The sequence below is a fragment of the Bradyrhizobium sp. USDA 4354 genome (genome assembly GCF_054060315.1).
In genome coordinates this window covers 7,474,525-7,496,115 of the sequence record NZ_JBSSDC010000001.1, presented here as the reverse complement: position 1 = coordinate 7,496,115, position 21,591 = coordinate 7,474,525, and the positions used below count along the sequence as shown (strand labels likewise).

At 65.9% G+C, this 21,591-nt stretch carries 18 protein-coding genes and 1 pseudogene; 7 read left to right on the top strand and 12 right to left on the bottom strand.

The features are described from left to right. Positions 1-145: 145 nt before the first annotated feature. Genes ACVIIV_RS34865 through ACVIIV_RS34850 form a run of 4 tightly spaced genes read right to left on the bottom strand, consistent with a single transcriptional unit; the run spans position 146 to position 2,901 of the window. Positions 146-892 carry an HAD family hydrolase gene (locus ACVIIV_RS34865; protein ID WP_456748233.1) on the bottom strand — a complete coding sequence of 249 codons (747 nt, stop codon included), beginning with the start codon at positions 890-892 and terminating at the stop codon, positions 146-148. Next, the gene (gene hemF / locus ACVIIV_RS34860; protein WP_456748232.1) at positions 883-1,770 is read right to left on the bottom strand and encodes an oxygen-dependent coproporphyrinogen oxidase; all 888 of its coding nucleotides are present in this window, start codon (positions 1,768-1,770) and stop codon (positions 883-885) included. The genes ACVIIV_RS34865 and hemF overlap by 10 nt, the downstream gene beginning before the upstream one ends. A 20-nt stretch (positions 1,771-1,790) precedes the next feature. After that, positions 1,791-2,423 (bottom strand): 7-carboxy-7-deazaguanine synthase, encoded by a 633-nt coding sequence (queE, locus tag ACVIIV_RS34855; protein ID WP_456748231.1) that lies wholly within the window; start codon positions 2,421-2,423, stop codon positions 1,791-1,793. 10 nt (positions 2,424-2,433) lie between these two features. Next, positions 2,434-2,901 carry a tRNA (cytidine(34)-2'-O)-methyltransferase gene (locus tag ACVIIV_RS34850; RefSeq protein WP_456748230.1) on the bottom strand — a complete coding sequence of 156 codons (468 nt, stop codon included), beginning with the start codon at positions 2,899-2,901 and terminating at the stop codon, positions 2,434-2,436. Between the two features lie 279 nt (positions 2,902-3,180). On the opposite strand from ACVIIV_RS34850, the gene petA reads away from it, so the two are divergent. From petA to ACVIIV_RS34825, 5 genes are all read left to right on the top strand, one after another. After that, positions 3,181-3,711, top strand: a complete 531-nt coding sequence (petA, locus tag ACVIIV_RS34845) for a ubiquinol-cytochrome c reductase iron-sulfur subunit (protein ID WP_456748229.1) — start codon at positions 3,181-3,183, stop codon at positions 3,709-3,711. Positions 3,712-3,773: 62 nt separating this feature from the next. Continuing rightward, positions 3,774-5,846: a cytochrome b/c1 gene (fbcH, locus tag ACVIIV_RS34840; RefSeq protein ID WP_456748228.1), complete on the top strand. Its 2,073-nt coding sequence runs from the start codon at positions 3,774-3,776 to the stop codon at positions 5,844-5,846. Between the two features lie 262 nt (positions 5,847-6,108). Continuing rightward, the gene (locus tag ACVIIV_RS34835; protein WP_456748227.1) at positions 6,109-6,783 is read left to right on the top strand and encodes a dienelactone hydrolase family protein; all 675 of its coding nucleotides are present in this window, start codon (positions 6,109-6,111) and stop codon (positions 6,781-6,783) included. Positions 6,784-7,167: 384 nt separating this feature from the next. Beyond that, positions 7,168-9,333 carry an anthranilate synthase component I gene (locus ACVIIV_RS34830; protein WP_456748226.1) on the top strand — a complete coding sequence of 722 codons (2,166 nt, stop codon included), beginning with the start codon at positions 7,168-7,170 and terminating at the stop codon, positions 9,331-9,333. Between the two features lie 149 nt (positions 9,334-9,482). Continuing rightward, positions 9,483-10,022 carry an adenine phosphoribosyltransferase gene (locus tag ACVIIV_RS34825; protein WP_018323310.1) on the top strand — a complete coding sequence of 180 codons (540 nt, stop codon included), beginning with the start codon at positions 9,483-9,485 and terminating at the stop codon, positions 10,020-10,022. Positions 10,023-10,059: 37 nt separating this feature from the next. On the opposite strand, the gene ACVIIV_RS34820 is transcribed toward ACVIIV_RS34825, so the two are convergent. The 8 genes and pseudogenes from ACVIIV_RS34820 to ACVIIV_RS34785 all read right to left on the bottom strand — a co-directional run bounded on the left by ACVIIV_RS34820 (position 10,060) and on the right by ACVIIV_RS34785 (position 19,833). Beyond that, positions 10,060-10,728: a hypothetical protein gene (locus tag ACVIIV_RS34820; protein ID WP_456748225.1), complete on the bottom strand. Its 669-nt coding sequence runs from the start codon at positions 10,726-10,728 to the stop codon at positions 10,060-10,062. A 62-nt stretch (positions 10,729-10,790) separates the two neighbouring features. After that, the gene (locus ACVIIV_RS34815) at positions 10,791-11,543 is read right to left on the bottom strand and encodes a hypothetical protein (protein WP_456748224.1); all 753 of its coding nucleotides are present in this window, start codon (positions 11,541-11,543) and stop codon (positions 10,791-10,793) included. A gap of 208 nt (positions 11,544-11,751) precedes the next feature. Continuing rightward, entirely contained in the window at positions 11,752-12,978 is a 1,227-nt protein-coding gene (locus tag ACVIIV_RS34810) for a M48 family metallopeptidase (protein WP_456748223.1), read from the bottom strand. A gap of 34 nt (positions 12,979-13,012) precedes the next feature. Then, positions 13,013-13,573 (bottom strand): LemA family protein, encoded by a 561-nt coding sequence (locus ACVIIV_RS34805; RefSeq protein ID WP_456748222.1) that lies wholly within the window; start codon positions 13,571-13,573, stop codon positions 13,013-13,015. Positions 13,574-13,709: 136 nt separating this feature from the next. Next, positions 13,710-14,691, bottom strand: a pseudogene (locus ACVIIV_RS34800) (small ribosomal subunit Rsm22 family protein). Positions 14,692-14,841: 150 nt separating this feature from the next. Next, on the bottom strand, positions 14,842-18,306 hold the full coding sequence (gene smc / locus ACVIIV_RS34795; RefSeq protein WP_456748221.1) for a chromosome segregation protein SMC: 3,465 nt from the start codon (positions 18,304-18,306) through the stop codon (positions 14,842-14,844). Positions 18,307-18,523: 217 nt separating this feature from the next. Next, positions 18,524-19,195: a DsbA family protein gene (locus tag ACVIIV_RS34790; RefSeq protein WP_456748220.1), complete on the bottom strand. Its 672-nt coding sequence runs from the start codon at positions 19,193-19,195 to the stop codon at positions 18,524-18,526. Between the two features lie 140 nt (positions 19,196-19,335). Continuing rightward, positions 19,336-19,833 (bottom strand): DUF721 domain-containing protein, encoded by a 498-nt coding sequence (locus ACVIIV_RS34785; RefSeq protein WP_456748219.1) that lies wholly within the window; start codon positions 19,831-19,833, stop codon positions 19,336-19,338. Between the two features lie 108 nt (positions 19,834-19,941). On the opposite strand from ACVIIV_RS34785, the gene mutY reads away from it, so the two are divergent. Next, the gene (mutY, locus tag ACVIIV_RS34780; RefSeq protein WP_456748218.1) at positions 19,942-21,042 is read left to right on the top strand and encodes an A/G-specific adenine glycosylase; all 1,101 of its coding nucleotides are present in this window, start codon (positions 19,942-19,944) and stop codon (positions 21,040-21,042) included. Positions 21,043-21,107: 65 nt separating this feature from the next. Continuing rightward, the gene (locus tag ACVIIV_RS34775; protein WP_456748217.1) at positions 21,108-21,527 is read left to right on the top strand and encodes a PaaI family thioesterase; all 420 of its coding nucleotides are present in this window, start codon (positions 21,108-21,110) and stop codon (positions 21,525-21,527) included. Positions 21,528-21,591: the final 64 nt, after the last annotated feature.

Sequence of the window (21,591 nt, the reverse complement as noted above, 5' to 3'; positions counted from 1 at the left end):
ATCGCACGCATCCCGACGATGGCATTATGCCACTGTTTTGCCCGACGGGTCAAACGCGATTCGTAAAATCCGTAAGCCTTTGATTCTGCAGCGGCCGGCTACTGTGCATGGGGTTGTTTTCGCAGTTTTTGTTCGCGCGCCCCAATTACGCCTGGACAGGCAACAGCTCGCCGAGCGAGCGGATGATGCGGTCGGGCTTGACCGTCGAGCCCTCGGGCAGGCCGTCGCCATGCACGTCCATCCAGATCGAATAGATGCCGAGGCGCTGCGGCGTCACGACCTCCCATTCCAGATTGTCACCGATCATCCAGGTATCCTCAGCGGTGACGCCGAGCGCCTCCATCGCGTGCAGATAGGCGCGCTCCTCGGGCTTGCCGAAGCCGTGCTCGCCTTCGATCTGGATGTGGTCGAAGCGATGCGCCAGCTCGAAGCGCTCGACCTTGGCGCGCTGCATGTCGGCCGCGCCGTTGGTCACCAGCGCGAGCTTGATGCCGAGCGCCTTGAACTGGTCGATCGCTTCATGCGCGCCGGGGAAGACGAACATCTCCTCCTCGCGATAGGCGGTGAAGCGGTCGGCGAGGCGAATGGCGAGATCGTCGGGCAGGGTGCGGTGGCCGGCGGCCGCGAGCGCGGCGAAACCGCCCTTGACCGTGAGGTGGCGCGCTTCGGCGAGCTTCATCCGCCACGCGGCTTCCGCATTGGCCCAGAAGTTTCGCGCGAACGCCAGCACCGCGGTTGCGACCATCGGCGGCGGCAGCGGCGCCAGTTCCTCGGCAAACTCGGCCGTGATCGTGTTCCAGGCGATCTCGGGCCGGCCATAGGCCGACAGGATGGTGTCGTCCATGTCGATCAGCATGGCGCGGGGGAGGGGCTTCATGGCGGTCACGGCCATTTCACCTCCGGCGGCAGCGACGACAGGATCGAGTCCACATTGCCCCCGGTCTTGAGCCCGAAGATGGTGCCGCGGTCGTAGAGCAGGTTGAACTCGACATAGCGGCCGCGGCGGATCAGTTGCTCCTCGCGGTCCGCAGCGGTCCAGGCGCTCGCGAAATTGCGCCGCACGATCTCAGGATAGATCTTCAGGAAGGCGCGGCCGACATCCTGGGTGAAGGCGAGGTCGGCATCCCAGTCGCCGCTGTCGTGCCAATCGTAAAAGATGCCGCCGATGCCGCGCGCCTCTTTCCGGTGCGGCAAGTAGAAATACTCGTCGCACCATTTTTTGTATTTGTCGTAGTCGGCAACGCCGCTGTGCTGGCTGCAGGCCCGTTTCATCGCGGCATGGAAGGCGACGCTGTCGGCATCGTCCTGCGTCCGCCGTCGCTCCAGCACCGGCGTGAGGTCGGCGCCGCCGCCGAACCAGGCCTTTGTGGTGACAACGAAGCGCGTGTTCATGTGCACGGCGGGCACGTTCGGATTGCGCATATGGGCGATCAGCGAGATGCCGGAAGCCCAGAACTTCGGGTCTTCCGCCGCGCCCGGAATCTGTGCGCGAAATTCAGGCGCGAACTCGCCGTGCACGGTCGAGCAGTGCACGCCGACCTTCTCGAACAGGCGGCCATGCATCATCGACATCACGCCGCCGCCGCCGGGCGCGCCAGAGTGGTCGGCGCGCTGCCAGGGCGTGCGCTTGAAGCGGCCGGCGTCGCCCGGATAGAGGCTTTGCGGTGCGTCATCCTCGAGCCGCTCGAAGCTCGCGCAGATGTCGTCGCGCAAGCGCTCGAACCAGGCGCGGGCGCGGGCCTTGCGGCCGTCGATCGTCGTAACGTCCATCTGCATTCCCGGTCGTGTCCCTATCTGATGCCGAGCGACTTGTGCGTCTGCACGCTCAGCCGCCATTGCGGATGACGCAGGCAGTAGTCGATCGCGCGGGCGGTGTTCTCAATGACCTCGGGCCCGTCCATCGGCTGCAGCGAGAAGCGTTCGAAGGCGAGATCCTCAAATGCTTCGGGCATCGCCAACGCCTGGGGATAGACCAGCTTCAGCTCGTGGCCCTGGCGGAGGACCAGCTCGCTGCCGCCCTTGGGGCTGACGCAGATCCAGTCGAGCCCCTCGGGAGCTGCGATCGTGCCATTGGTCTCGACGCCGATCTCGAAGCCTCTCGCGTGCAGCGCGTCGATCAGCGCGGCGTCGACCTGGAGCAGCGGCTCGCCGCCGGTCAGAACCACGTAGCGGTTGGCGGCGCTCGCGGTCCATTGCGCGGCGATGGTGTCGGCGAGTTCCGCAGCCGAGCCGTAGCGGCCGCCGAGGGTGCCATCGGTGCCGACGAAATCCGTGTCGCAGAACTTGCAGGTCGCATCCATGCGGTCGGCCTCGCGGCCGCTCCAGAGGTTGCAGCCGGCAAAACGGCAGAACACGGACGCACGCCCGGCATGGGCGCCTTCGCCTTGCAGGGTCAGGAAGATCTCCTTGACCGCGTAACTCAAGTCTCTCTCCTCAATCCGTTGGGCCTTCCAGGTTCCGGATCTGCCGCAGCGCCTCGCCTGCGGCCATGGCCGCGCTCATCGCCACATTGAGTGACCGCAGCCCCGCCTTGATCGGGATCACCAGGTGCGCATCGGCGGTCTCGACCACCGCGTCGGTGACGCCGGCGCTCTCGCGCCCGAATAGCAGGATGTCCGAGCTCTGGTAATGAAAATCGCGGTAGTCGGTGGCGGCCTTGGTGGTGAACAGCAATAGCCGGTAGCCCTGTGCCGCGCGCCAGTCCTCGAATTTCGTCCAGGAGTCATGGCGGGTGAGCCTGACATGGTCGAGGTAATCCATTCCCGCCCGGCGGAACAAGCGGTCGGAGACGGGGAAGCCCGCAGGTTCGATGATATGGGCGGCCATGTCCAGGCAGGCGCAAAGCCTGAGAATCGTGCCGGTGTTCTGAGCGATGTCAGGTTGGAAAAGTGCTATCTGCATGGGCGGTGTCGGAGGGCAAGGCGGGCCGGAAATGTCTCAATAAAACATCGCCCGCCCGGGAATTCGTGCATTGCACGCTCCCACGCCGTTAGCGGGCTTGCGCTCGCCCGGCAAGGGTGCCAATAGAACGATTCTGGACTGCTGTTTTCCCCGTTTGGGCGTGAGCAAGCAAAGTTCTGCCGCCGCGGGGGGCCGCGGGCGCCGGCAGCCTTTCCGGGGACCTCATGGGCGCCCCCCGGAGCGGTTCCACCGGTCGCATAAGAAGAAAGGGTTGGAATCGTGACGACAGCGTCTTCGGCGGACCATCCGACACGCCGTGATTTCTTATTCGTTGCAACGGGGGCAGCTGCAGCAGTAGGGGGCGCGGCTGCGCTCTGGCCCTTCATCTCCCAAATGAATCCGGATGCCTCGACCATCGCCGCCGGCGCGCCGATCGAGGTCGATCTCAGCCCGGTCGCCGAGGGCCAGGACATCAAGGTGTTCTGGCGCGGCAAGCCGATCTACATCAGCCACCGCACCAAGAAGCAGATCGACGAGGCGCGCGCCGTCAACGTGGCGAGCCTGCCCGATCCACAGTCCGACGAGGCCCGGGTCAAGTCCGGCCACGAGCAGTGGCTGGTCGTGATCGGCATCTGCACCCATCTCGGCTGCATCCCGATCGCTCATGAAGGCAGCTACGACGGGTTCTTCTGCCCCTGCCATGGTTCGGTTTACGATACGTCCGGCCGCATCCGCCAGGGCCCTGCGCCCTCGAACCTGCCCGTGCCGCCGTACCAGTTCGTTTCCGACACCAAAATCCAGATCGGCTGAGCCTCGGACCTTCGTCCGAAGCTTCGCGCCGTCTCGTCGTACTATTTCCTCAGGATCGCATCATGAGCGGACCATCCGACTACCAGCCGAGCAATCCGGCCCTGCAATGGATCGAGCGGCGTCTGCCGATCTTTGGTCTCATCCATTCCTCCTTCGTCGCCTATCCCACCCCGCGCAACCTGAACTATTGGTGGACCTTCGGCGCCATCCTCTCCTTCATGCTGGGGATGCAGATCCTGACCGGCGTGGTCCTGGCGATGCACTACACGCCAAATGCCGATCTCGCCTTCAAGTCGATCGAGCTGATCGTCCGTGACGTGAACTACGGCTGGCTGCTGCGCAACATGCACGCGGTCGGCGCCTCGATGTTCTTCGTCGCCGTCTACGTCCATATGTTCCGCGGCCTTTACTACGGGTCGTACAAGGAGCCGCGCGAGGTGTTGTGGATCCTCGGCGTCATCATCTATCTGCTGATGATGGCGACCGGCTTCATGGGCTACGTGCTTCCCTGGGGCCAGATGAGCTTCTGGGGCGCTACCGTCATCACCAACCTGTTCTCCGCCATTCCCTATGTCGGCGAGAGCATCGTGACGCTGCTGTGGGGCGGCTATTCGGTCGGCAACCCGACGCTGAACCGCTTCTTCTCGCTGCACTACCTCTTGCCGTTCGTGATCGCGGGCGTCGTCGTGCTCCACGTCTGGGCGCTGCACGTCGCCGGCCAGAACAATCCCGATGGCGTCGAGCCGAAGACGGAAAAGGACACGGTACCGTTCACGCCGCACGCGACGATCAAGGACATGTTCGGCGTCGCCTGCTTCATGCTGCTGTACGCGTGGTTCATCTTCTACATGCCGAACTATCTCGGCGACGCCGACAACTACATTCCGGCGAACCCGGGCGTGACGCCGCCGCACATCGTGCCGGAATGGTATTACCTGCCGTTCTACGCGATCCTGCGCTCGATTCCGAACAAGCTCGCGGGCGTCATCGCGATGTTCGGAGCGATCATCATCCTGTGCTTCCTGCCCTGGCTCGACAGCGCGAGGACCAAATCGTCGAAGTACCGTCCGCTCGCCAAGCAGTTCTTCTGGATCTTCGTCGTGGTCTGCATCCTGCTCGGCTATCTCGGCGCGCAGCCGCCGGAAGGCATCTACGTCATTGCCGGCCGGGTCCTGACGTTCTGCTACTTCGCCTACTTCCTGATCGTGCTGCCGCTGCTCGCGCGCATCGAGAAGCCGCGGCCGGTGCCGAACTCGATCTCGGATGCCGTCCTGGCCAAGACCGGCAGCAGATCGACGCCGATGGTCTCGACCGCGATCGTGCTGGCGCTCGCCGGATCATTGTTCGCGGGCTCGATCGACAGCGCGAAAGCATCTGAAGGCAGCGACACGCCTCCGGGCAACAAATGGTCGTTCTCGGGCCCTTTCGGTAAGTTCGATCGCGGCGCGTTGCAGCGCGGTCTGAAGGTCTACAAGGAGGTCTGCGCCAATTGCCACGGCCTATCCTTTGTCGCGTTCCGCAACCTCGCGGAGGCCGGCGGGCCTGGTTATTCCGTGGCGCAGGCGGCCGCCTTCGCATCGGAGTACAAGGTCAAGGACGGTCCGAACGATGCCGGCGACATGTTCGAGCGTCCGGGCCGGCCGGCGGATTATTTTCCCTCGCCATTCCCGAACGAGCAGGCCGCGCGTGCCGCGAACGGTGGTGCGGCGCCGCCCGACCTGTCCCTGATCACCAAGGCGCGCTCCTACAAGCGCGGCTTCCCCTGGTTCATCTTCGACTTCTTCACCCAGTACCAGGAGCAGGGGCCTGACTATGTCACCGCGCTGCTCCAGGGGTATGAGGAGAAGGTGCCGGACGGCGTCACCATCCCGGAAGGCTCGTACTACAACAAGTACTTCCCGGGCCACGCCATCAAGATGCCGAAGCCGCTCAGCGACGGCCAGGTGACCTATGACGACGGCGCGCCGACCACGGTCGCGCAGTATTCCAAGGACGTCACCACGTTCCTGATGTGGACCGCCGAGCCGCACATGGAAGCGCGCAAGCGCCTCGGTTTCCAGGTGTTCGTGTTTCTGATCATCTTCGCGGGCCTGATGTACTTCACCAAGAAGAAGGTCTGGGCCGCCTCGCACTGAGCGGCGCAAGGCGAGACGAGAAATGAAAGAGCCCCCGCGAGGGGGCTTTTTTGTTGGTGGCGTGTCCCGGACGCGCGAAGCGCGAGCCGGGATCTAGACTAGTTCTGGCTGGGCCCCGGATCAGCAGCGCATCACGCCGCCAAGAGCGGCGCGCTGCGCAGCATCCGGGGCACGAGAGTTTGTTTGCGCGGTGATTGCGCCGCCCGCTCCCACCCGCCAAGATACCGCCAACCGCTCCCCCAGAAACTCACCGGAGGACACCATGGGAACTGCCATCACCTTCAAGCGACCGGACGGCAAGGACGCCTCGGGCTATCTCGCCAATGCCGCGCGCGGCAATGCGCCGGGCGTGGTCGTGATCCAGGAATGGTGGGGGTTGTCGGACCAGATCAAGGGCCTGTGCGACCGCTTTGCGCTCGCCGGCTTCGATGCGCTGGCGCCCGATCTCTACAAGGGCAAGGTGGTGCCCTATCACGACACGGAGAGCGCCAACAAGGAGATGAACTCGCTCGACTTCATGGACGCGACCACGCAGACCGTGCGCGGCGCCGCGCAATATCTGTCGCGCAATGGTGCCAAGGTCGGGCTGACAGGCTTCTGCCTCGGCGGCGCCGTGACCATCATAGGCGCGACCAAGATCCCGGAGCTTGCGGCCGGCGTCGTGTTCTACGGCATCCCGCCCGAGCAGGCGGCCAAGCCCGCTGAAGTCAAGATCCCGCTCCAGGCCCATTTCGCCAACAAGGACGATTGGTGCACGCCGGAGCTGGTCAACGGCTTCGAAAAGGCCATGAAGGCCGCCGGCAAGTCGCTCGAGCTGTTCCGCTATGACGCCGAGCACGCCTTCATTAACGAGCAGCGCCAGGCCGTGCACGACCGCGAAGCCGCCGAGCTCGCCTGGGGCCGGGCGACGGAGTTTTTCAGGAAGCATCTGGGGTAGGGGGTGCCAGACCGATCCGAGGACAAAAGGCGTCGGGAACGCGAGGTCTTCGCGATCCCGGAGGAGCACAGGGCGGCCGTTCGCGACGGTCTCGATCAAGCCGACCGCGGCGAGTTTGCCAGCGATGCCGAGATGGCAGCCCTCTGGAAGAAGTGTGGCCTCTGACCCGCAGCCCAGCCGCCCTTGACGCCGCCCCCGCGCCATGGTGAGTATCCGGCCCATGAGCACCGCCGTCCGCCCAGCCCGTCTTTGGTGGCGCACCTCCTGAAGAGGTGGCCGGTGCGATTTCCCTTTCCCAAATCGTCTGAGGTCGCCCATGCAGTGCGGCGGCCTGATCGTTTGTCCTGTGTGGCGTTCCCTCGGCAAGTCTCGTAAGAGGACCCCATGAACAGGACCGTCTTTGCCCTCCCGCCCAGAAGCGATTACATGACACGCGCGGGTCTTGCGATCACGCGCGTAGCGGAGCAGTTCACCGGCGGCGCCAACAGGCTCGACGATCTCGTCAGCCTGCTCGACCGCCGCCGCGGCGTGGTGCTGTCCTCAGGCACGACGGTGCCTGGCCGTTACGAGAGCTTTGACCTCGGCTTTTCCGACCCGCCGCTCAAGCTCGAGACATCAGGCGTCAACTTCAAGCTGGAGGCGCTGAACGCGCGCGGAGAGGTGCTGATCGCCTTCCTCACTGAGGTCCTGCGCGAGCCCTGCGTGGTGATCTCCGAGAAGACGACGACGCGCCTTGCCGGCCACATCATCCGCGGCGATGCGCCGGTCGAGGAAGACCAACGCACGCGGCGCGCCAGCGTGATGTCGCTGGTGCGCGACCTCGTCGCCGCCTTCTCGGCCAACGATGATGGCCTGCTCGGCCTGTTCGGCGCCTTCGCCTACGACCTCGTCTTCCAGATCGAGGATCTCGTGCAGAAGCGCCCGCGCGAGGCCGACCAGCGCGACATCGTGCTCTATGTGCCCGATCGCCTGCTCGCCTATGATCGCGCCACCGGCCGCGGTGTGGTGCTCTCCTACGACTTCGCCTGGAAGGGCAAATCGACGGAAGGCCTGCCGCGCGAGACCGCCGACAGCCCGTACCTCAAGACACCGCGCCAGGGCTTTGCCGATCACGCGCCCGGCGAATATCAGGCCACCGTCGAGACGGCGCGCGCCGCCTTTGCCCGTGGCGATCTGTTCGAGGCCGTGCCGGGCCAGCTCTTCGCCGAGCCCTGCGACCGTTCGCCGGCCGAAGTGTTCCAGCGCCTCTGCGTCATCAACCCGTCGCCCTATGGCGCGCTGATGAATCTCGGCGAGGGCGAGTTTCTCGTCTCGGCGTCGCCGGAAATGTTCGTGCGCTCGGACGGCCGCCGCGTCGAGACCTGCCCGATCTCGGGCACGATTGCGCGCGGCCTTGATGCGATCGGCGACGCCGAGCAGATCCGCCAATTGCTGAACTCGGAGAAGGACGAGTTCGAGCTCAACATGTGCACCGACGTCGACCGCAACGACAAGGCCCGCGTCTGCGTGCCCGGCACGATCAAGGTGCTGGCGCGCCGCCAGATCGAGACCTACTCAAAACTGTTCCACACCGTCGACCATGTCGAGGGCATGCTGCGTCCCGGCTTCGACGCGCTCGACGCCTTCCTCACCCATGCCTGGGCCGTCACCGTCACCGGCGCGCCCAAGCTGTGGGCGATGCAGTTCGTCGAGGACCACGAGCGTTCGCCGCGGCGTTGGTATGCCGGTGCGATCGGTGCGGTGAATTTCGACGGCAGCATCAACACCGGCCTCACCATCCGCACCATCCGCATGAAGGACGGCCTCGCCGAAGTTCGCGTCGGCGCCACCTGCCTGTTCGACTCCGATCCCGCCGCTGAAGACCGCGAGTGTCAGGTCAAGGCGGCCGCGCTGTTCCAGGCCTTGCGTGGCGATCCGCCGAAGCCGCTCTCGACCTTCGCGCCCGATGCCACCGGTTCGGGCAAGCAGGTGCTGCTGATCGACCACGACGACAGCTTCGTGCACATGCTCGCCGACTATTTCCGCCAGGTCGGTGCCAGCGTCACCGTGGTCCGCTATGTGCACGCGCTCGACATGCTCACGCGGAAGAGGTGGGATTTGCTGGTGCTGTCGCCCGGCCCGGGCCGGCCCGAGGATTTCGGGATTAGGAAGACCATCGATGCGGCGCTGGCGCAGAAGCTGCCGGTGTTCGGGGTCTGCCTCGGCGTGCAGGCGATCGGCGAATATTTCGGCGGCGAGCTCGGCCAACTCACCCATCCCGCCCACGGCCGGCCCTCGCGGGTGCAGGTGCGCGGCGGCCGCCTGATGCGCAACCTGCCGAACGAGATCGTCATCGGCCGCTATCACTCGCTCTATGTCGAGCGCGACAGCATGCCGGAGGTGTTGTCCGTCACCGCCAGCACCGAGGACGGCGTCGCCATGGCGCTCGAGCACAAGACCCTGCCGGTCGCCGGGGTGCAATTCCATCCGGAATCGCTGATGTCGCTCGGTGGCGAGGTGGGCTTGCGTATTGTTGAGAATGCGTTCCGGCTGGATGCTGGGGCGAAATGAGTATGGACCGTCATTGCGAGGAGCCCGCGACAAAATTGCGAAGCAATTTTGCGCTGGCGACGAAGCAATCCAGACTGTTGCCGCGGAGAAGATCTGGATTGCTTCGCTTCGCTCGCAATGACGGTGGAAAAGCCAGAGCGAGATAACCAATGACTTTTGACCACGACATCAAGGCGAGCGTCCGCACCATTCCCGACTATCCCAAACCCGGGATCATGTTCCGCGACATCACCACCTTGCTTGCGGACGCGCGCGCCTTCCGCCGCGCTGTGGACGAGCTCGTCAATCCCTGGGCCGGCAACAAGATCGACAAGGTCGCCGGCATGGAGGCGCGGGGCTTCATCATCGGCGGCGCAGTGGCGCACCAGCTCTCGGCCGGCTTCGTGCCGATCCGCAAGAAGGGCAAGCTGCCGCACACCACGGTGCGCATCGCCTACTCGCTCGAATACGGCATCGACGAGATGGAGATGCATGTCGACGCAATCCAGCCCGGCGAGCGCGTCATCCTGGTCGACGACCTCATCGCCACCGGCGGCACCGCCGAGGGCGCGGTGAAGCTGCTGCGCCAGATCGGCGCCAACGTCGTCGCCGCCTGCTTCATCATCGATCTGCCCGAGCTCGGCGGCGCCGCCAAGCTGCGCGCCATGGACGTGCCGGTGCGCACGCTGATGACGTTCGAGGGGCATTGAGCGGCGGGACGGAGACTATCGCCCCGGTGGATTGCTTTCACGACCGCTGCAGGATCAGGCTGAGCTCGAGCTCCCGGAACGCGATGTAATTCCGCCGGGTCCACTGGTGCAGCTCGGTGGAGTGGTCCTTCTCCTGGCGCAGATAGCCGGTGAAGGAGAAGGTCAGCCGGTCGATATAGGTCTTGAGGAAGCCCGGCAGCGCGGGCAGGCGGAACAGCCGGCCGCTGGCCATGGCGGGTGGCAGCTCACCGCGCACGACATATTCGTTGTCGACCGTGATCAGGTTCATCCGCGGGATCTGCCCGCGCAGCATCTCGTGGGCGCGGGCCGAGACGCGGTCGGTATCGGCGACGAACAGGATCTGTGGCGCGACATGGCGGCGCGCCGCTTCCTTGAGCAGGCCGATCTCCTCGGTCATCTTGAAGAACTCGTCGAAGGCGTGGAAGCCGAGGTCGATCACCTTGGCAAGGCCATCGTCGACGATGACGCGGTCCATCAGCTGCATCTTGCCGTAGGTGTCGATCACGTCCGCGGTCTCGGTGATCTTCGGCAAATAGTCCAGCAGCGACGGTTCCTTCAGGTTGACGTCGAAGGCCGCGACGTTACCGTTCTTGAGCAGCAGGAATTCGCTGAGGAGCCGCGCCAGCAAGGTCTTGCCGACCTGCGGGCGGGGCGAGCAGATGATGTAGACGGGGGTCGCGGACATTGCGGACTACTATTTGAGCGAACTCGTCGCCCAATCCAGCCGTATCCGCCCGGGGTCCGCAACTATTTTTCGCTGTTGCGCGTCACCGGCTTCGAACCGACGATGTCGGTCAGGCGGATGCGGTCGAACTCGCTCCAGACGTTCGCCAGCCAGTGCCGGACATAGCCGCGCAGTACGAACGAATAGTTGGCGGCATCGTCGTTGATGCCCTTGTTGGCGACGAATTTCAGGAACGGGACGGAAGACACCTCGACCTGCTCGTAGGCCATTTCGTTGAGCTTGGGGATGGTCAGCTCGGTCGCGTCCTTGATGCGGTGGAAGTAGGAGTTGTAGGTCGCCTGGTCCCACTGGAAGAACTGGGTGTCGTTGATGAAGTTCTTCACCAGGAAATATTTTGCGCCGCTCATGAAGCCCGCGGTCTCGGCGATCTCCTCCAGCGAGGCGATCGAGGGTCCCAGGATATGGAACACCGCAAAGGTGATCTGGCCGGCCTTGGCGGCATCGAGGAAGCCGATGTCGCGGAGCGAGGCGAGGGCCGGCGAGAGCAGGCCGGCCCGAACATCGATCACGGTCACCGACGGGCTCACGGTATTGAGCGTGTCGAAGATCTTCATCTGGTCGGACGTCGTCGTCATGTCGACGATCTCGGTGATATCAGGGTGGAAGCGCTTCAGGGTTCCGCGCGGAGACTCCGTGTCGAACGCGCGCGTCGGCACGTTGTTGGCTGAGAAATAATCGAGCAAGGTACGCGACACCGTGGTCTTGCCGACCCCGCCCTTGTCCGCGCCCACCACAACCACTGCCGGCTTTGCCATTGCTGTCCCCTAACGCGCGCCCCCGATCGCGAGGTCGCAATCGGCCGGGCCCCAAATCGATGTCCCAAAAGACGTCCCGAGTCTGCTGTTGGGCGCGAACATGGCAGAAACAAGGGAGAATTCAATTCCGTAGGCCCCAGTTGCGGCAATTCCCGAGGTTTTTCCCGATCACCGGGAAACCCGCCCTGTGTAGCGGCTAATCACGTCCTCAGCGACGGCCCCACGGTCCCATCGGATTGCCTGCCGGGGCTCCTGAGGGGCTTGGCGCCGGTACGGGCGGGGGACCAGCCGGGCTGCCTGCATCGTTCCACGGCCCGTGCGGCAGTGGTTGCTGGGAATCCTGCGGGTTGGCCTGCGTCGCGGGCTGTTCCGTATCGGGCTGATCCGTCTCTTCAGCGGGGTCCGGCAGCGGACCGGGGTCACGGCCGCCGGCGAACTTGACCAGCGCGTCGACCCGGGACTGAACGGAAGGGTGGGTGGCGAACAAATCGGCAAAGCCTTCGCGCGGATTGTCGACGCAAAGCTCCATCACGGCCGAGGTCGCGCCCGGAAGCTCGCCGCGGCCCTCGATCTTGCGCAGCGCCGAGATCATGGCATCAGGGTCTTTCGTCAGCTCGACCGAGCCGGCATCGGCGAGATATTCGCGCGACCGCGACAGCGCGAGCTTCACCACCTGCGACAGCAGCCAAGCCAGCACGATCAGCACGACCGCGATGATGATGACGATGATGGCGCCGCCGCCGGAGCTCTTGCTGTCGCTCGACGACGAGGACGACCGCGACGACGAGGAGGAGCCCGAGGACCACGATCCGCCGGAGCTTGGGCTCCAGTCAAAGCTCGTGAACAGGCGGAAGAACATTTCGCCGAAGAAGCCGACCACACCGGCGATGATGACGGCGACCACCATGAGCTGCACGTCGCCGTTCTTGATGTGGGTCAGCTCGTGGCCCAGCACCGCCTCGATCTCCTTGTCGTTCAGCGCGTCGAGGAGACCGGTGGTGACCGTGATGGAATATTGCCGCGGATTGAGGCCGGTCGCGAACGCGTTCAGCGCCGGGCTCTCCATGATCTTCAACTTCGGCATGGTGATGCCGCGCGAGATGCAGAGGTTTTCGAGCAGATTGTAGAGGCGCGGCTCCTCCTGCCTGGTCACGTCGTGGCCGCCGGTCACGGCATCGATCATCGACTGGTGGAAGAAATAGGCGATCGCGATCCAGGCCATCGCCGCAATGGTTGCAAACGGCGCGGCCTTGAGCAGGTCGGCGAAGGCGCGGCTCAGATAGTAGGCCACCGTGCCATTGCCGTCGATGACGACCTCGGCCACCAGCGCGCCGGCATAAACCAGCACGTAGACCAGCATGAACAGGCCGGCGAGCAGCAGCATCGAACGAAACTTGTTCGAGGCGATGTGCGTGTAGAGACCATACGCGGCCATGACGCGGGTGCCCTGCCGGCCTATCGGCTCAACATTAGAACTTCACCTGCGGCGCGGCCTCGACCTCGGTGCGGCTCGTGCCGAGATCGAAGAAGTCCTTCCTGGTGAAGCCGAACATGCCGGCGAACAGCGCAACGGGCATCTGCTGGATGCCGGTGTTGTATTCCTGGACCGCGTTGTTGAAGAAACGGCGGCTCGCTGCGATCTTGTTCTCGAGGTCGGAGAGCTCGGATGCGAGCTGCTGGAAATTGGCGTTGGCCTTGAGGTCGGGATAGGCCTCCGACAGCGCGATCAGCCGGCCCAGCGCGCCGGAGAGCTGGGTCTCGGCCGCGGACACCTGCGCCGGCCCCTGCGCCGAAATCGCCGAATTGCGCGCCTTGATGACATCGTCGAGCGTGCCGCGCTCGTGCGAGGCATAGCCCTTCACCGTCTCGACCAGGTTGGGGATCAGGTCGTGGCGCTGCTTGAGCTGCACGTCGATGTCGGCAAAGGCCTGGCCGACGCGCTGGCTCAGCGCCACCAGGCGGTTGTAGGCGCTGAAGGCGAGCAGCACGAGGACGACGATGACGCCGAGAACGATCCAGCCGGTCGACATGAATAACTCCTGAAGGGGAAGAAGGCAGCGCTAGGGTAGACCAAATTGGCGCGGGGCGAGAGCCCGGCGCGGAGGGGAGGCAGGATTTGGTCGGATGAGGAACCGTCCGAGTTCAAGGGAAGCACGGCCAGCGAAATTAACTTTCGGACATGATCGCATCGCCCCAGCGCCAGCGCCGGGCATCGGCGTAGGCCGACTTGTCACGCCGCGGGACTCTCGTCAGCGCGACCCCAGCCTCCGTGCAGAGCTTCGCCGCGATCTCGGCCTTGCCGACATCCGGCGGCGCCAGCACGCGCGCGGCGCGGCTGCCCGGAGGCGTGCGGATCAGGGCGACGTAGATGAAGCGCTCGTCCTCGAACGGCACCTCGGCGCCCTTGATCTGGCGATGCGCCTGCGAGCGCGGCAGGCGTTGGGAGAAATGGCACCAGTCGGGCGGGGTGAGCGGGCAGGGCCTGTCGTGCGGGCAGGGGGCGGCGACATGGGCGCCGGCCGAGATCAGTTGCTGGCGCAGCGCGAGGATGCGGGCGTAGCCCGCGGGCGTGCCGGGCTCGATCACAACCAGCGCGTGGCGCGCCTTGGCCCACATCGCCTCGGTAAGTTTGCGCTGATCGGCCTCGCCGAGCTCGCCGATGATGTAGCTGGCAACGACGAGATCGGCTGGCGAGACCTCGGCGAGGTTGCTGCCGGCATCGCCCGGCAGATAGCGGCACTCCGCCAATCGCGTACTGTCACGCGCCAGTTCGAGTGCGAGCCGGCTGAGAGTGGCGTTGGCGTCGAGCAGTGTGAAATCCCGCAGCGAGGGAAAGGCTTCCGCAGCGGCCCAGCTCGCGGTGCCCGGGCCTGCACCGACGTCGAGCAGTGTTTCCGGAGTGAGGTCCGGTGCGATCTCGGTCAGCGCGTTCAGGCTTGCCGCCACCGCCGCGTAGGTCGCCGGCATGCGCGCCAGCGCATAGGCGAGGGCATCAGCCTCGGACTTGATCGTGCCGGAGGTGCCGCCGGCGCGGTAGGTGGTCGAGATTTTCTGCGAGCGCTGCGCCGCGTCGGTGCGTGAGAAGCCCTGAAGCTTGCCGGTCGAGCGCGGCCTTCAGTTCGGCGGGGAGGGTGGGGGCTATCATCATCCGCAGTCATGCCCTGCGAAGGCGGGGCATCCAGTACTCCAAGACAGTGCCGTCAGCCGAGAAGCAGCCGCATACTGGATCATCCGCTCCAGTGCGCAATTTGCGCACAAGGCGGATGATGACGTCAATGGGTATGGAACGACCGCAGCGTCAAGCCACGTTCTGGTCGAGAATGTCCACGGCCTCGGCCAAGCTCACCGACACCAGCTGCGAGACGCCGCGCTCGGCCATGGTGACGCCGAACAGCCGGTTCATCCGCGCCATGGTGATCGGGTTGTGGGTGATGATGATGAAGCGCGTGTCGGTCGAGCCGGTCATCTCGTGCAAGAGGTTGCAGTACCGTTCGACGTTGTGGTCGTCGAGCGGTGCGTCGACTTCGTCCAGCACGCAGATCGGCGAGGGGTTGGTCAAGAACACCGCGAAGATCAGCGCCATCGCGGTCAGCGCCTGCTCGCCGCCCGACAGCAGCGACAGCGTCTGCGGCTTCTTGCCCGGCGGCTTGGCGATGATCTCGAGGCCGGCCTCCAGCGGGTCGTCGCTCTCGATCAAATGCAGCGCGGCCTCGCCGCCGCCGAACAGCTCGACGAACAGGCGCTTGAAGTGGTTGTTGACGACCTCGAACGAGGTCAGCAGCCGCTCGCGCGCCTCCTTGTTGAGGCTCTGGATGCCCTGGCGCAGCCGCTTGATGGCTTCGACCAGGTCATCGCGCTCGGTGACGAGGCCGGTGTGCTGGGTCTCGACCTCGCGCAGCTCTTCCTCGGCGCGCAGGTTGACGGCGCCGAGGCGCTCGCGGTCGCGGCGCATCTTTTCGAGGTCTTCCTCGATCTCGTGCAGCGGCGGCAGCTCGGCGCCGGGCTCGATCTCGGCGAGCCCGGCGACGGCCTGCGGCTCGACCTCGAGCATGTCGCGGATCTCGCGCTCGATGTCCTCGAGCCGGCGCCGCGCGCCTTCCATGCGCTCCTCGGCGCGGGCGGTGGCCTCGCGAGCGCTCGACAGTGCCTCGAGCGTCAGCTTGGCGACGCGATCGGTTTCCGCCATCGCGCTTTCCGCGGAGGCGAGCGCGTCGGCGGCCATGCGCCGGTCGTTTTCCGCGTATTCGATCTCGGTGATCAGCGCGCTGCGCTTCTCGGCGAACACGGCGGGGGCGTTCTCGAGCTCGCTACGCTCGATCGTGAGCTCGGCGATACGGGTCTGGATGGTGTCGATGTGGGAGGCCGCGCTCTCCTTGCGGTTCTGCCACTCGGTGCGCTCGGCGAGGATCGCCTGCACGCGGCGGTCGGCAAGCTCGGCCTCGCGTGCCAGCGCCTGCGCCTCGGCGCGGACCTGGGCGGCCATGCGGCGGTGGCCCTCGATATCGCTGCGGACGGCGGCGAGCTGGGTCTCGGTGTCCTCGCTCGATGGCAGCTCGGAGATGCCTGCCTCGGCGTATTCGTAGGCAGCTTCGGCCTCGGCGCGGTCGGCGGCGAGGCGGCTGTGCGCTTCCGACAGCGTCGCCTTGCGCGCGGCATGGCGGCTGATCTCGCGTTCGGCGTTGGCATGGCGCTCACGCGCGACGTTGAGTTCGCGCTGCGCGGCGCGCCAGGCTTCGCGGCTGGCACCTTCGGTGCTGGCCGCCATCTGCAATTCGGACTCGGCGTTCTCCAGCGCCTGGCGCTTGATCTGCGCGTCGATGCGGGCCTGCTCCAGCTCGTTCTCGATGTCGACGAGGCGGGCGCGCTCGGCGAGGCGGCGTGCGGCGCCGGTCGGCGCGTGAGCCGCGGCGACAAAGCCGTCCCAGCGCCAGACGTCGCCTTCGGGCGAGACAAGCCGCTGGCCGGTCTTGAGCTGCGAGACCAGCTCGGCGCCGCGCTCGCGCGGCACCACGCCGATCTGGGCGAGGCGGCGGGCCAGCTCGGCCGGTGCCTGCACGTGGTTGGCGAGCGGCACGGCGCCTTCGGGCAGCGCCGGATCGCCCTCGGTGTGTCCGACATTGGTCCAGCGCATCGGCGCCGACGGGTCGATCGGCGCGTCGAGATCGTCGCCGAGCGCGGCACCGATCGCCTTCTCAAAACCCTTGTCGACGGTGATGCCGTCGATGATCGGCGGCCACAGATTCTTGGTCTCGCCGTTGACGATCTTGGAGATCGTGCGCGCCTCGGTATCGAGCCGCTGCACGCGCTTGTCGGCTTCGACCAGCGGCGAGCGGGAGGATTCCAGCGTCTGACGCGCCGCGACATGGGCCGCTTCGCTCGCCTGCGCCGCAGCTTCCGATGCCGCAAGTGTCTGCTCCGCGGTCTCGACCAGCGCGGTCAGCTCGTCGAGATCGCCGAAGCCGCCGGTCTCCTGCGCGAGCTTCTGCTCTTCCGCGGCGACGTTCGCGATCTCCTGGTCGAGCCGGGCGAGCTTGTCGCGGTGGGTGCGGACATTGGCCTCGAGCTGGTTGCGCTTGGCGGTGAGATCGGCGAGCGCGGTGGTGAGCTCTGCGAAGCGCTGCTCGGTCTCGGTCAGCACCGCCTCGGCTTCCGCGACGCGCTCGTCGACGCCGGAGCGCTTCTCGACGCGGGACTTGATCTCTTCCTTCAGCTCAGCGTCCTCGGTGTCGAGCCGCTGCAGCGCGACGTCGGCGTCCATGGTTTGTTGCTGAGCACGGGAAATGTCGCCCTCGAACTGGGCGAGGCGGCGCTCGAGCTCGGCGACGCGCTCCTTGGCGCGCTCTTCCTCGCGGTCGAGCTGCTCGCGGGCATTGGTCAGGCGCTGGAGGCCGGCGGCGGCGCGCGCTTCGGCATCGCGCAGCGCCGGCATTTCGGCGGCGCGGATAGCCTGGATGCGGGCGGCCTCGGCCTGGTGCTGGGTGCGCTCGGCCATCTCGCGGACGGCGAGATCATGGGTCTGGCCGGATTCGTTGACGTCGGCATGGGCACCGATCCAGCGCAGGTGGAACAGGGTGGCTTCAGCCTTGCGGACCTTGGCGGCGACCTCGCGGTAGCGCACGGCCTGGCGGGCCTGTTTCTTCAGGCCTTCCATCTGGCCGGAGAGCTGGCCGATCACGTCCTCGACGCGGGTGAGGTTGGTCTCGGCGGCCTTGAGCCGCAGCTCGGCCTCGTGACGGCGGGCATGCAGGCCGGCGACGCCGGCGGCGTCTTCCAGCACGCGGCGGCGCTGCTCAGGCTTGGCCTGGATGATCTCGCCGATCTTGCCCTGGTGGACGAGCGCCGGCGAACGCGCGCCGGTTGCGGCGTCCGCGAACAGGATCTGCACGTCGCGCGCGCGCACGTCGCGGCCGTTGATGCGATAGACCGAGCCGGCCTCGCGCTCGATGCGGCGCGAGATTTCGAGAATCTGGCTGTCGTTCATCGCCGCCGGCGCGGTGCGATCGGCATTGTCGATCGTCATCGTCACTTCGGCGTGGTTCCGCGCCGGACGGTTGCCCGAGCCGGCGAAGATCACCGCGTCCATGTCGGCGGCGCGCAGCGACTTGTACGAGGTCTCGCCCATCGCCCAGCGCAGCGCCTCGACGAGATTCGACTTGCCGCAGCCGTTGGGTCCGACCACGCCGGTCAGGCCGGGCTCGATGACGAAGTCCGTGGGCTCAACGAAGGACTTGAAGCCGTGAAGTCGCAGGCGGGTGATTTTCATAAGCACGCATCTCTGTTGGCAGGCGCGAATCCCCCTGCCGGGACAATACCATTGAAGGCAATGTCGCTATCCGGGCGAGTCGCGCGAGGCGCCTCATGCGGCTGGACAATGGCCGCGGTGCGCCGCGAGGGCAACCGGCGAAAGCCGCTTTTCCCAAGGGATTTATGCCGGGAAAGATACGGCTTTCGAGATGCGAATCAGGATCTTGACGAGCGAATCAGCTCTTCAGCAGCGGGTTGATCTTCTTGGCGAACTCCTCGAACGAGGCTTCGCCCTTGATCTTCTCGCCGTTGATGAAGAAGGTCGGCGTCGAATCCACCTTGAGCACGTCGCTGGCGTATTTCTGGTCGGCGGCGATCTTGTCGAGCAGCGCCTGGTCCTTCAGGCAGGCTTCGACCTGCTGCTGGGTGAGGCCGGCCTGCTTGCCGATCCGCGTCAGGGTCTCGGTGGTGTTCTTCACCACCCAGTCGTTCTGCTGACGGAACAGCATGTCTGTGACGGCAAAGTATTTCTGCGCGTCGTCCTTGGCGATGCAGCGCGACAGCATCGAGCCCGCGGCGGCTTTGATGTCGAGCGGGAACTCGCGGAAGATGTAACGCACCTTGCCGGTGTCGATGTATTCCTTCTTGATCTTCGGGAACACCTGCTCGTTGAAGGCGGCGCAGTGCGGGCAGGTCATCGAGGCGTATTCTGTGATGGTGACGGCGGCATCGTTCGGGCCAAGCGCCATGTCCGGCAGCGACACCGGCTTGGCGACATCGGCGGCCGACTGCGCCATTGCTTCAGGGATCATGGCGTCAGAGATGAACCGGAGCGGCGAGAGCCCGGCGAACGCGGCAAGCCCGGTCAGCGACAGCATCGTGGTGAAGGCGCGGCGGGTGATGATCAAGGTCGGCTCCCGGGATTGGCAAGGTTCGCCCAAAGGATCGGGTCAAGGTTCCCGCTCGGACGGCCTGTCGCTAGCTTGAAACGTCGTTCGAGGCAATGGCGGGCCGCAAGGACGGGTCCAGTTTGGCCGCGGAATGAGGCTCAATTTCGCTTGATGGCGGCCCCGAGCCGCGCCAGCGCCGACTTGAGCTCGTCATCTTCGATTTCGCCCAGGCTCTCCGCCACCTTGGCGACGCTCTGGGGGTCCGGCGGGCCGGGCCGCACCCGGCGCCGGGCGCGCGAAAGTGGAGCTTGGCGGAAGGCCAGCTTGCCGACCGCGCTCCAGCCGAAGAAGCGGTTGACCCGCTCCAGGATCACGTCGGCCGAGTGCTGGATCTCCAGCGCCATCGGCCCCTCGACCCGCAGCACCAGCGTCGCCGGCTCCTGTGGCTGGCCCTCCACCGGCCGCGGCCATTGCATCTTGAGAGGCTCGGCATGGGCCGCGATCTCCGGCCCGGCGATCTGCGCCCACCGCGTCACCAGCTCGCGCGCGGCAAAACCCTGCTTGGCATAGGCCTCGGCGAAGACGTCGTCGAGCAGGATCCCGAGCGGTTTTGCGCTGATGGGACCGGGCTTGAAGATGGGACCGGATTTGGACATGGGGCTCTATAGCACTACGGGCGGAGGAGCGCGAAGAAAGACGTGGATGCTCGCGACCGGCGCAGGCATGACGTGGAGAGATTGGCCTGACGTCGCTACACTGAGATCATGAGCCGTAGATCCGCCCTCAGGGCAAAGTCGGAACCAGTTCAGTCGGAAGCCCCTTCGCGCCCGAAACTCCTGCTCGACTGGTACGACCGCCACCGGCGCCGGCTGCCCTGGCGCGCCGCGCCCGGCGAGACATCGGACCCATACCGCGTCTGGCTGTCGGAGATCATGCTCCAGCAGACCACGGTAAAGGCGGTCGGTCCTTACTTCGAAAAATTCGTTGCGCGCTGGTCGGATGTCACGGCACTGGGGCGGGCTTCGCTGGATGACGTGCTGCGGATGTGGGCGGGGCTCGGCTACTATTCGCGCGCCCGCAATCTCCATGCCTGCGCGGTGGCGGTGACGCGCGAGCATGGCGGCGTGTTTCCCGACACGGAGGAGGGGCTGCGCGCGCTGCCGGGGATCGGGCCGTACACGGCGGCGGCGATCGCCGCGATCGCGTTCGATCGCCGCACCATGCCGGTCGACGGCAACATCGAGCGCGTGGTGTCGCGACTCTTTGCTGTTGAAGAAGAACTCCCGCAGGCAAAGCCCTTGATCCAGCAACTGGCTGCGATGCTGCTGGCGGACTCCCGCGCCGGTGATAGCGCACAGGCGCTGATGGATTTGGGCGCCTCGATCTGCACGCCGAAGAAGCCGGCCTGCTCGCTGTGTCCGCTGAACGAGGACTGCACGGCGCGCGCGCAAGGCACCCAGGAGGCGTTCCCGCGCAAGGCGCCCAAGAAGAGCGGAAGGCTCAGGCGCGGCGCCGCTTTCGTGGTCACGCGTGGCGACGAGCTGCTCGTCCGCTCAAGGCCCGAGAAAGGCCTGCTCGGCGGCATGACGGAGGTGCCGGGCTCGGATTGGCTCGCCGATCAGGACGATGCGAGGGCGAAGCAGCAGGCTCCCGCACTGAAGGGGCTGTCGCGCTGGCAGCGCAAGGTGGGCGTCGTCACCCATGTCTTCACGCATTTCCCGCTGGAGCTGGTGGTCTACACCGCGAAGGCCGACGCCCGCACCCGCGCGCCTGAAGGCATGCGCTGGGTGCCGATCGCAACCCTGGCCGGCGAGGCGCTGCCCAACGTCATGCGCAAGGTCATCGCCCATGGATTGGGTCTCTAGGATCCATCCTGCTGACAGCAGGGTGTCAGCAACCTTGCGCTAACAGGGGGCAAAGGAGATCTCGCATGGTCAAGACCGCGCTCGACAACTTCCGACGGCCACCCTGTGCCGAGCTATTGGGCTGGCGCCTGCTCGATGCCAGTCCGCAGGAGGGCTGGATCAAGCTCGGTTTCGAAGGCAAGCCGGAATTCTGCAACCCTGCGGGCTTCATCCAGGGCGGCATGCTGTCGGCCATGCTCGACGACACCATGGGTCCGGCGGTGCTCGTGATGAGCGAGGGCCGGCTCTACACCACCACCATCAGCATGACCGTAAATTTTTTGGCACCAGCAAAGCCCGGACCGATCATCGGCGAAGCCAGGGTGACGCAGCTCGGCAAGACCATCGCCTTCGTCGAGGGCAGGCTGATGGCGGAGGACGGCACCGTGCTGGCAACCGCAAGCGCGAGCGAGCGGCTGCTGGAGGCGGCGAGGGTGGTGAAGTGAGGCGGGCACCGGCCTCTCGCTCCCTCGCCCCGTTCTTACGGGGAGAGGTGAAGAGAAGCCCGCG

Bases quoted from the DNA above. Each gene is read 5' to 3' on its own strand.
- ACVIIV_RS34830 (WP_456748226.1), top strand. From the start codon at position 7,168: ATGAACAGGACCGTCTTTGCCCTCCCGCCCAGAAGCGATTACATGACA.
- ACVIIV_RS34850 (WP_456748230.1), bottom strand. From the start codon at position 2,901: ATGCAGATAGCACTTTTCCAACCTGACATCGCTCAGAACACCGGCACG.
- mutY (WP_456748218.1), top strand. From the start codon at position 19,942: ATGAGCCGTAGATCCGCCCTCAGGGCAAAGTCGGAACCAGTTCAGTCG.
- ACVIIV_RS34825 (WP_018323310.1), top strand. From the start codon at position 9,483: ATGACTTTTGACCACGACATCAAGGCGAGCGTCCGCACCATTCCCGAC.
- ACVIIV_RS34805 (WP_456748222.1), bottom strand. From the start codon at position 13,573: ATGTCGACCGGCTGGATCGTTCTCGGCGTCATCGTCGTCCTCGTGCTG.
- ACVIIV_RS34785 (WP_456748219.1), bottom strand. From the start codon at position 19,833: ATGTCCAAATCCGGTCCCATCTTCAAGCCCGGTCCCATCAGCGCAAAA.
- smc (WP_456748221.1), bottom strand. From the start codon at position 18,306: ATGAAAATCACCCGCCTGCGACTTCACGGCTTCAAGTCCTTCGTTGAG.
- ACVIIV_RS34865 (WP_456748233.1), bottom strand. From the start codon at position 892: ATGGCCGTGACCGCCATGAAGCCCCTCCCCCGCGCCATGCTGATCGAC.
- hemF (WP_456748232.1), bottom strand. From the start codon at position 1,770: ATGGACGTTACGACGATCGACGGCCGCAAGGCCCGCGCCCGCGCCTGG.
- ACVIIV_RS34820 (WP_456748225.1), bottom strand. From the start codon at position 10,728: ATGTCCGCGACCCCCGTCTACATCATCTGCTCGCCCCGCCCGCAGGTC.
- ACVIIV_RS34810 (WP_456748223.1), bottom strand. From the start codon at position 12,978: ATGGCCGCGTATGGTCTCTACACGCACATCGCCTCGAACAAGTTTCGT.
- ACVIIV_RS34815 (WP_456748224.1), bottom strand. From the start codon at position 11,543: ATGGCAAAGCCGGCAGTGGTTGTGGTGGGCGCGGACAAGGGCGGGGTC.
- ACVIIV_RS34775 (WP_456748217.1), top strand. From the start codon at position 21,108: ATGGTCAAGACCGCGCTCGACAACTTCCGACGGCCACCCTGTGCCGAG.
- fbcH (WP_456748228.1), top strand. From the start codon at position 3,774: ATGAGCGGACCATCCGACTACCAGCCGAGCAATCCGGCCCTGCAATGG.
- ACVIIV_RS34835 (WP_456748227.1), top strand. From the start codon at position 6,109: ATGGGAACTGCCATCACCTTCAAGCGACCGGACGGCAAGGACGCCTCG.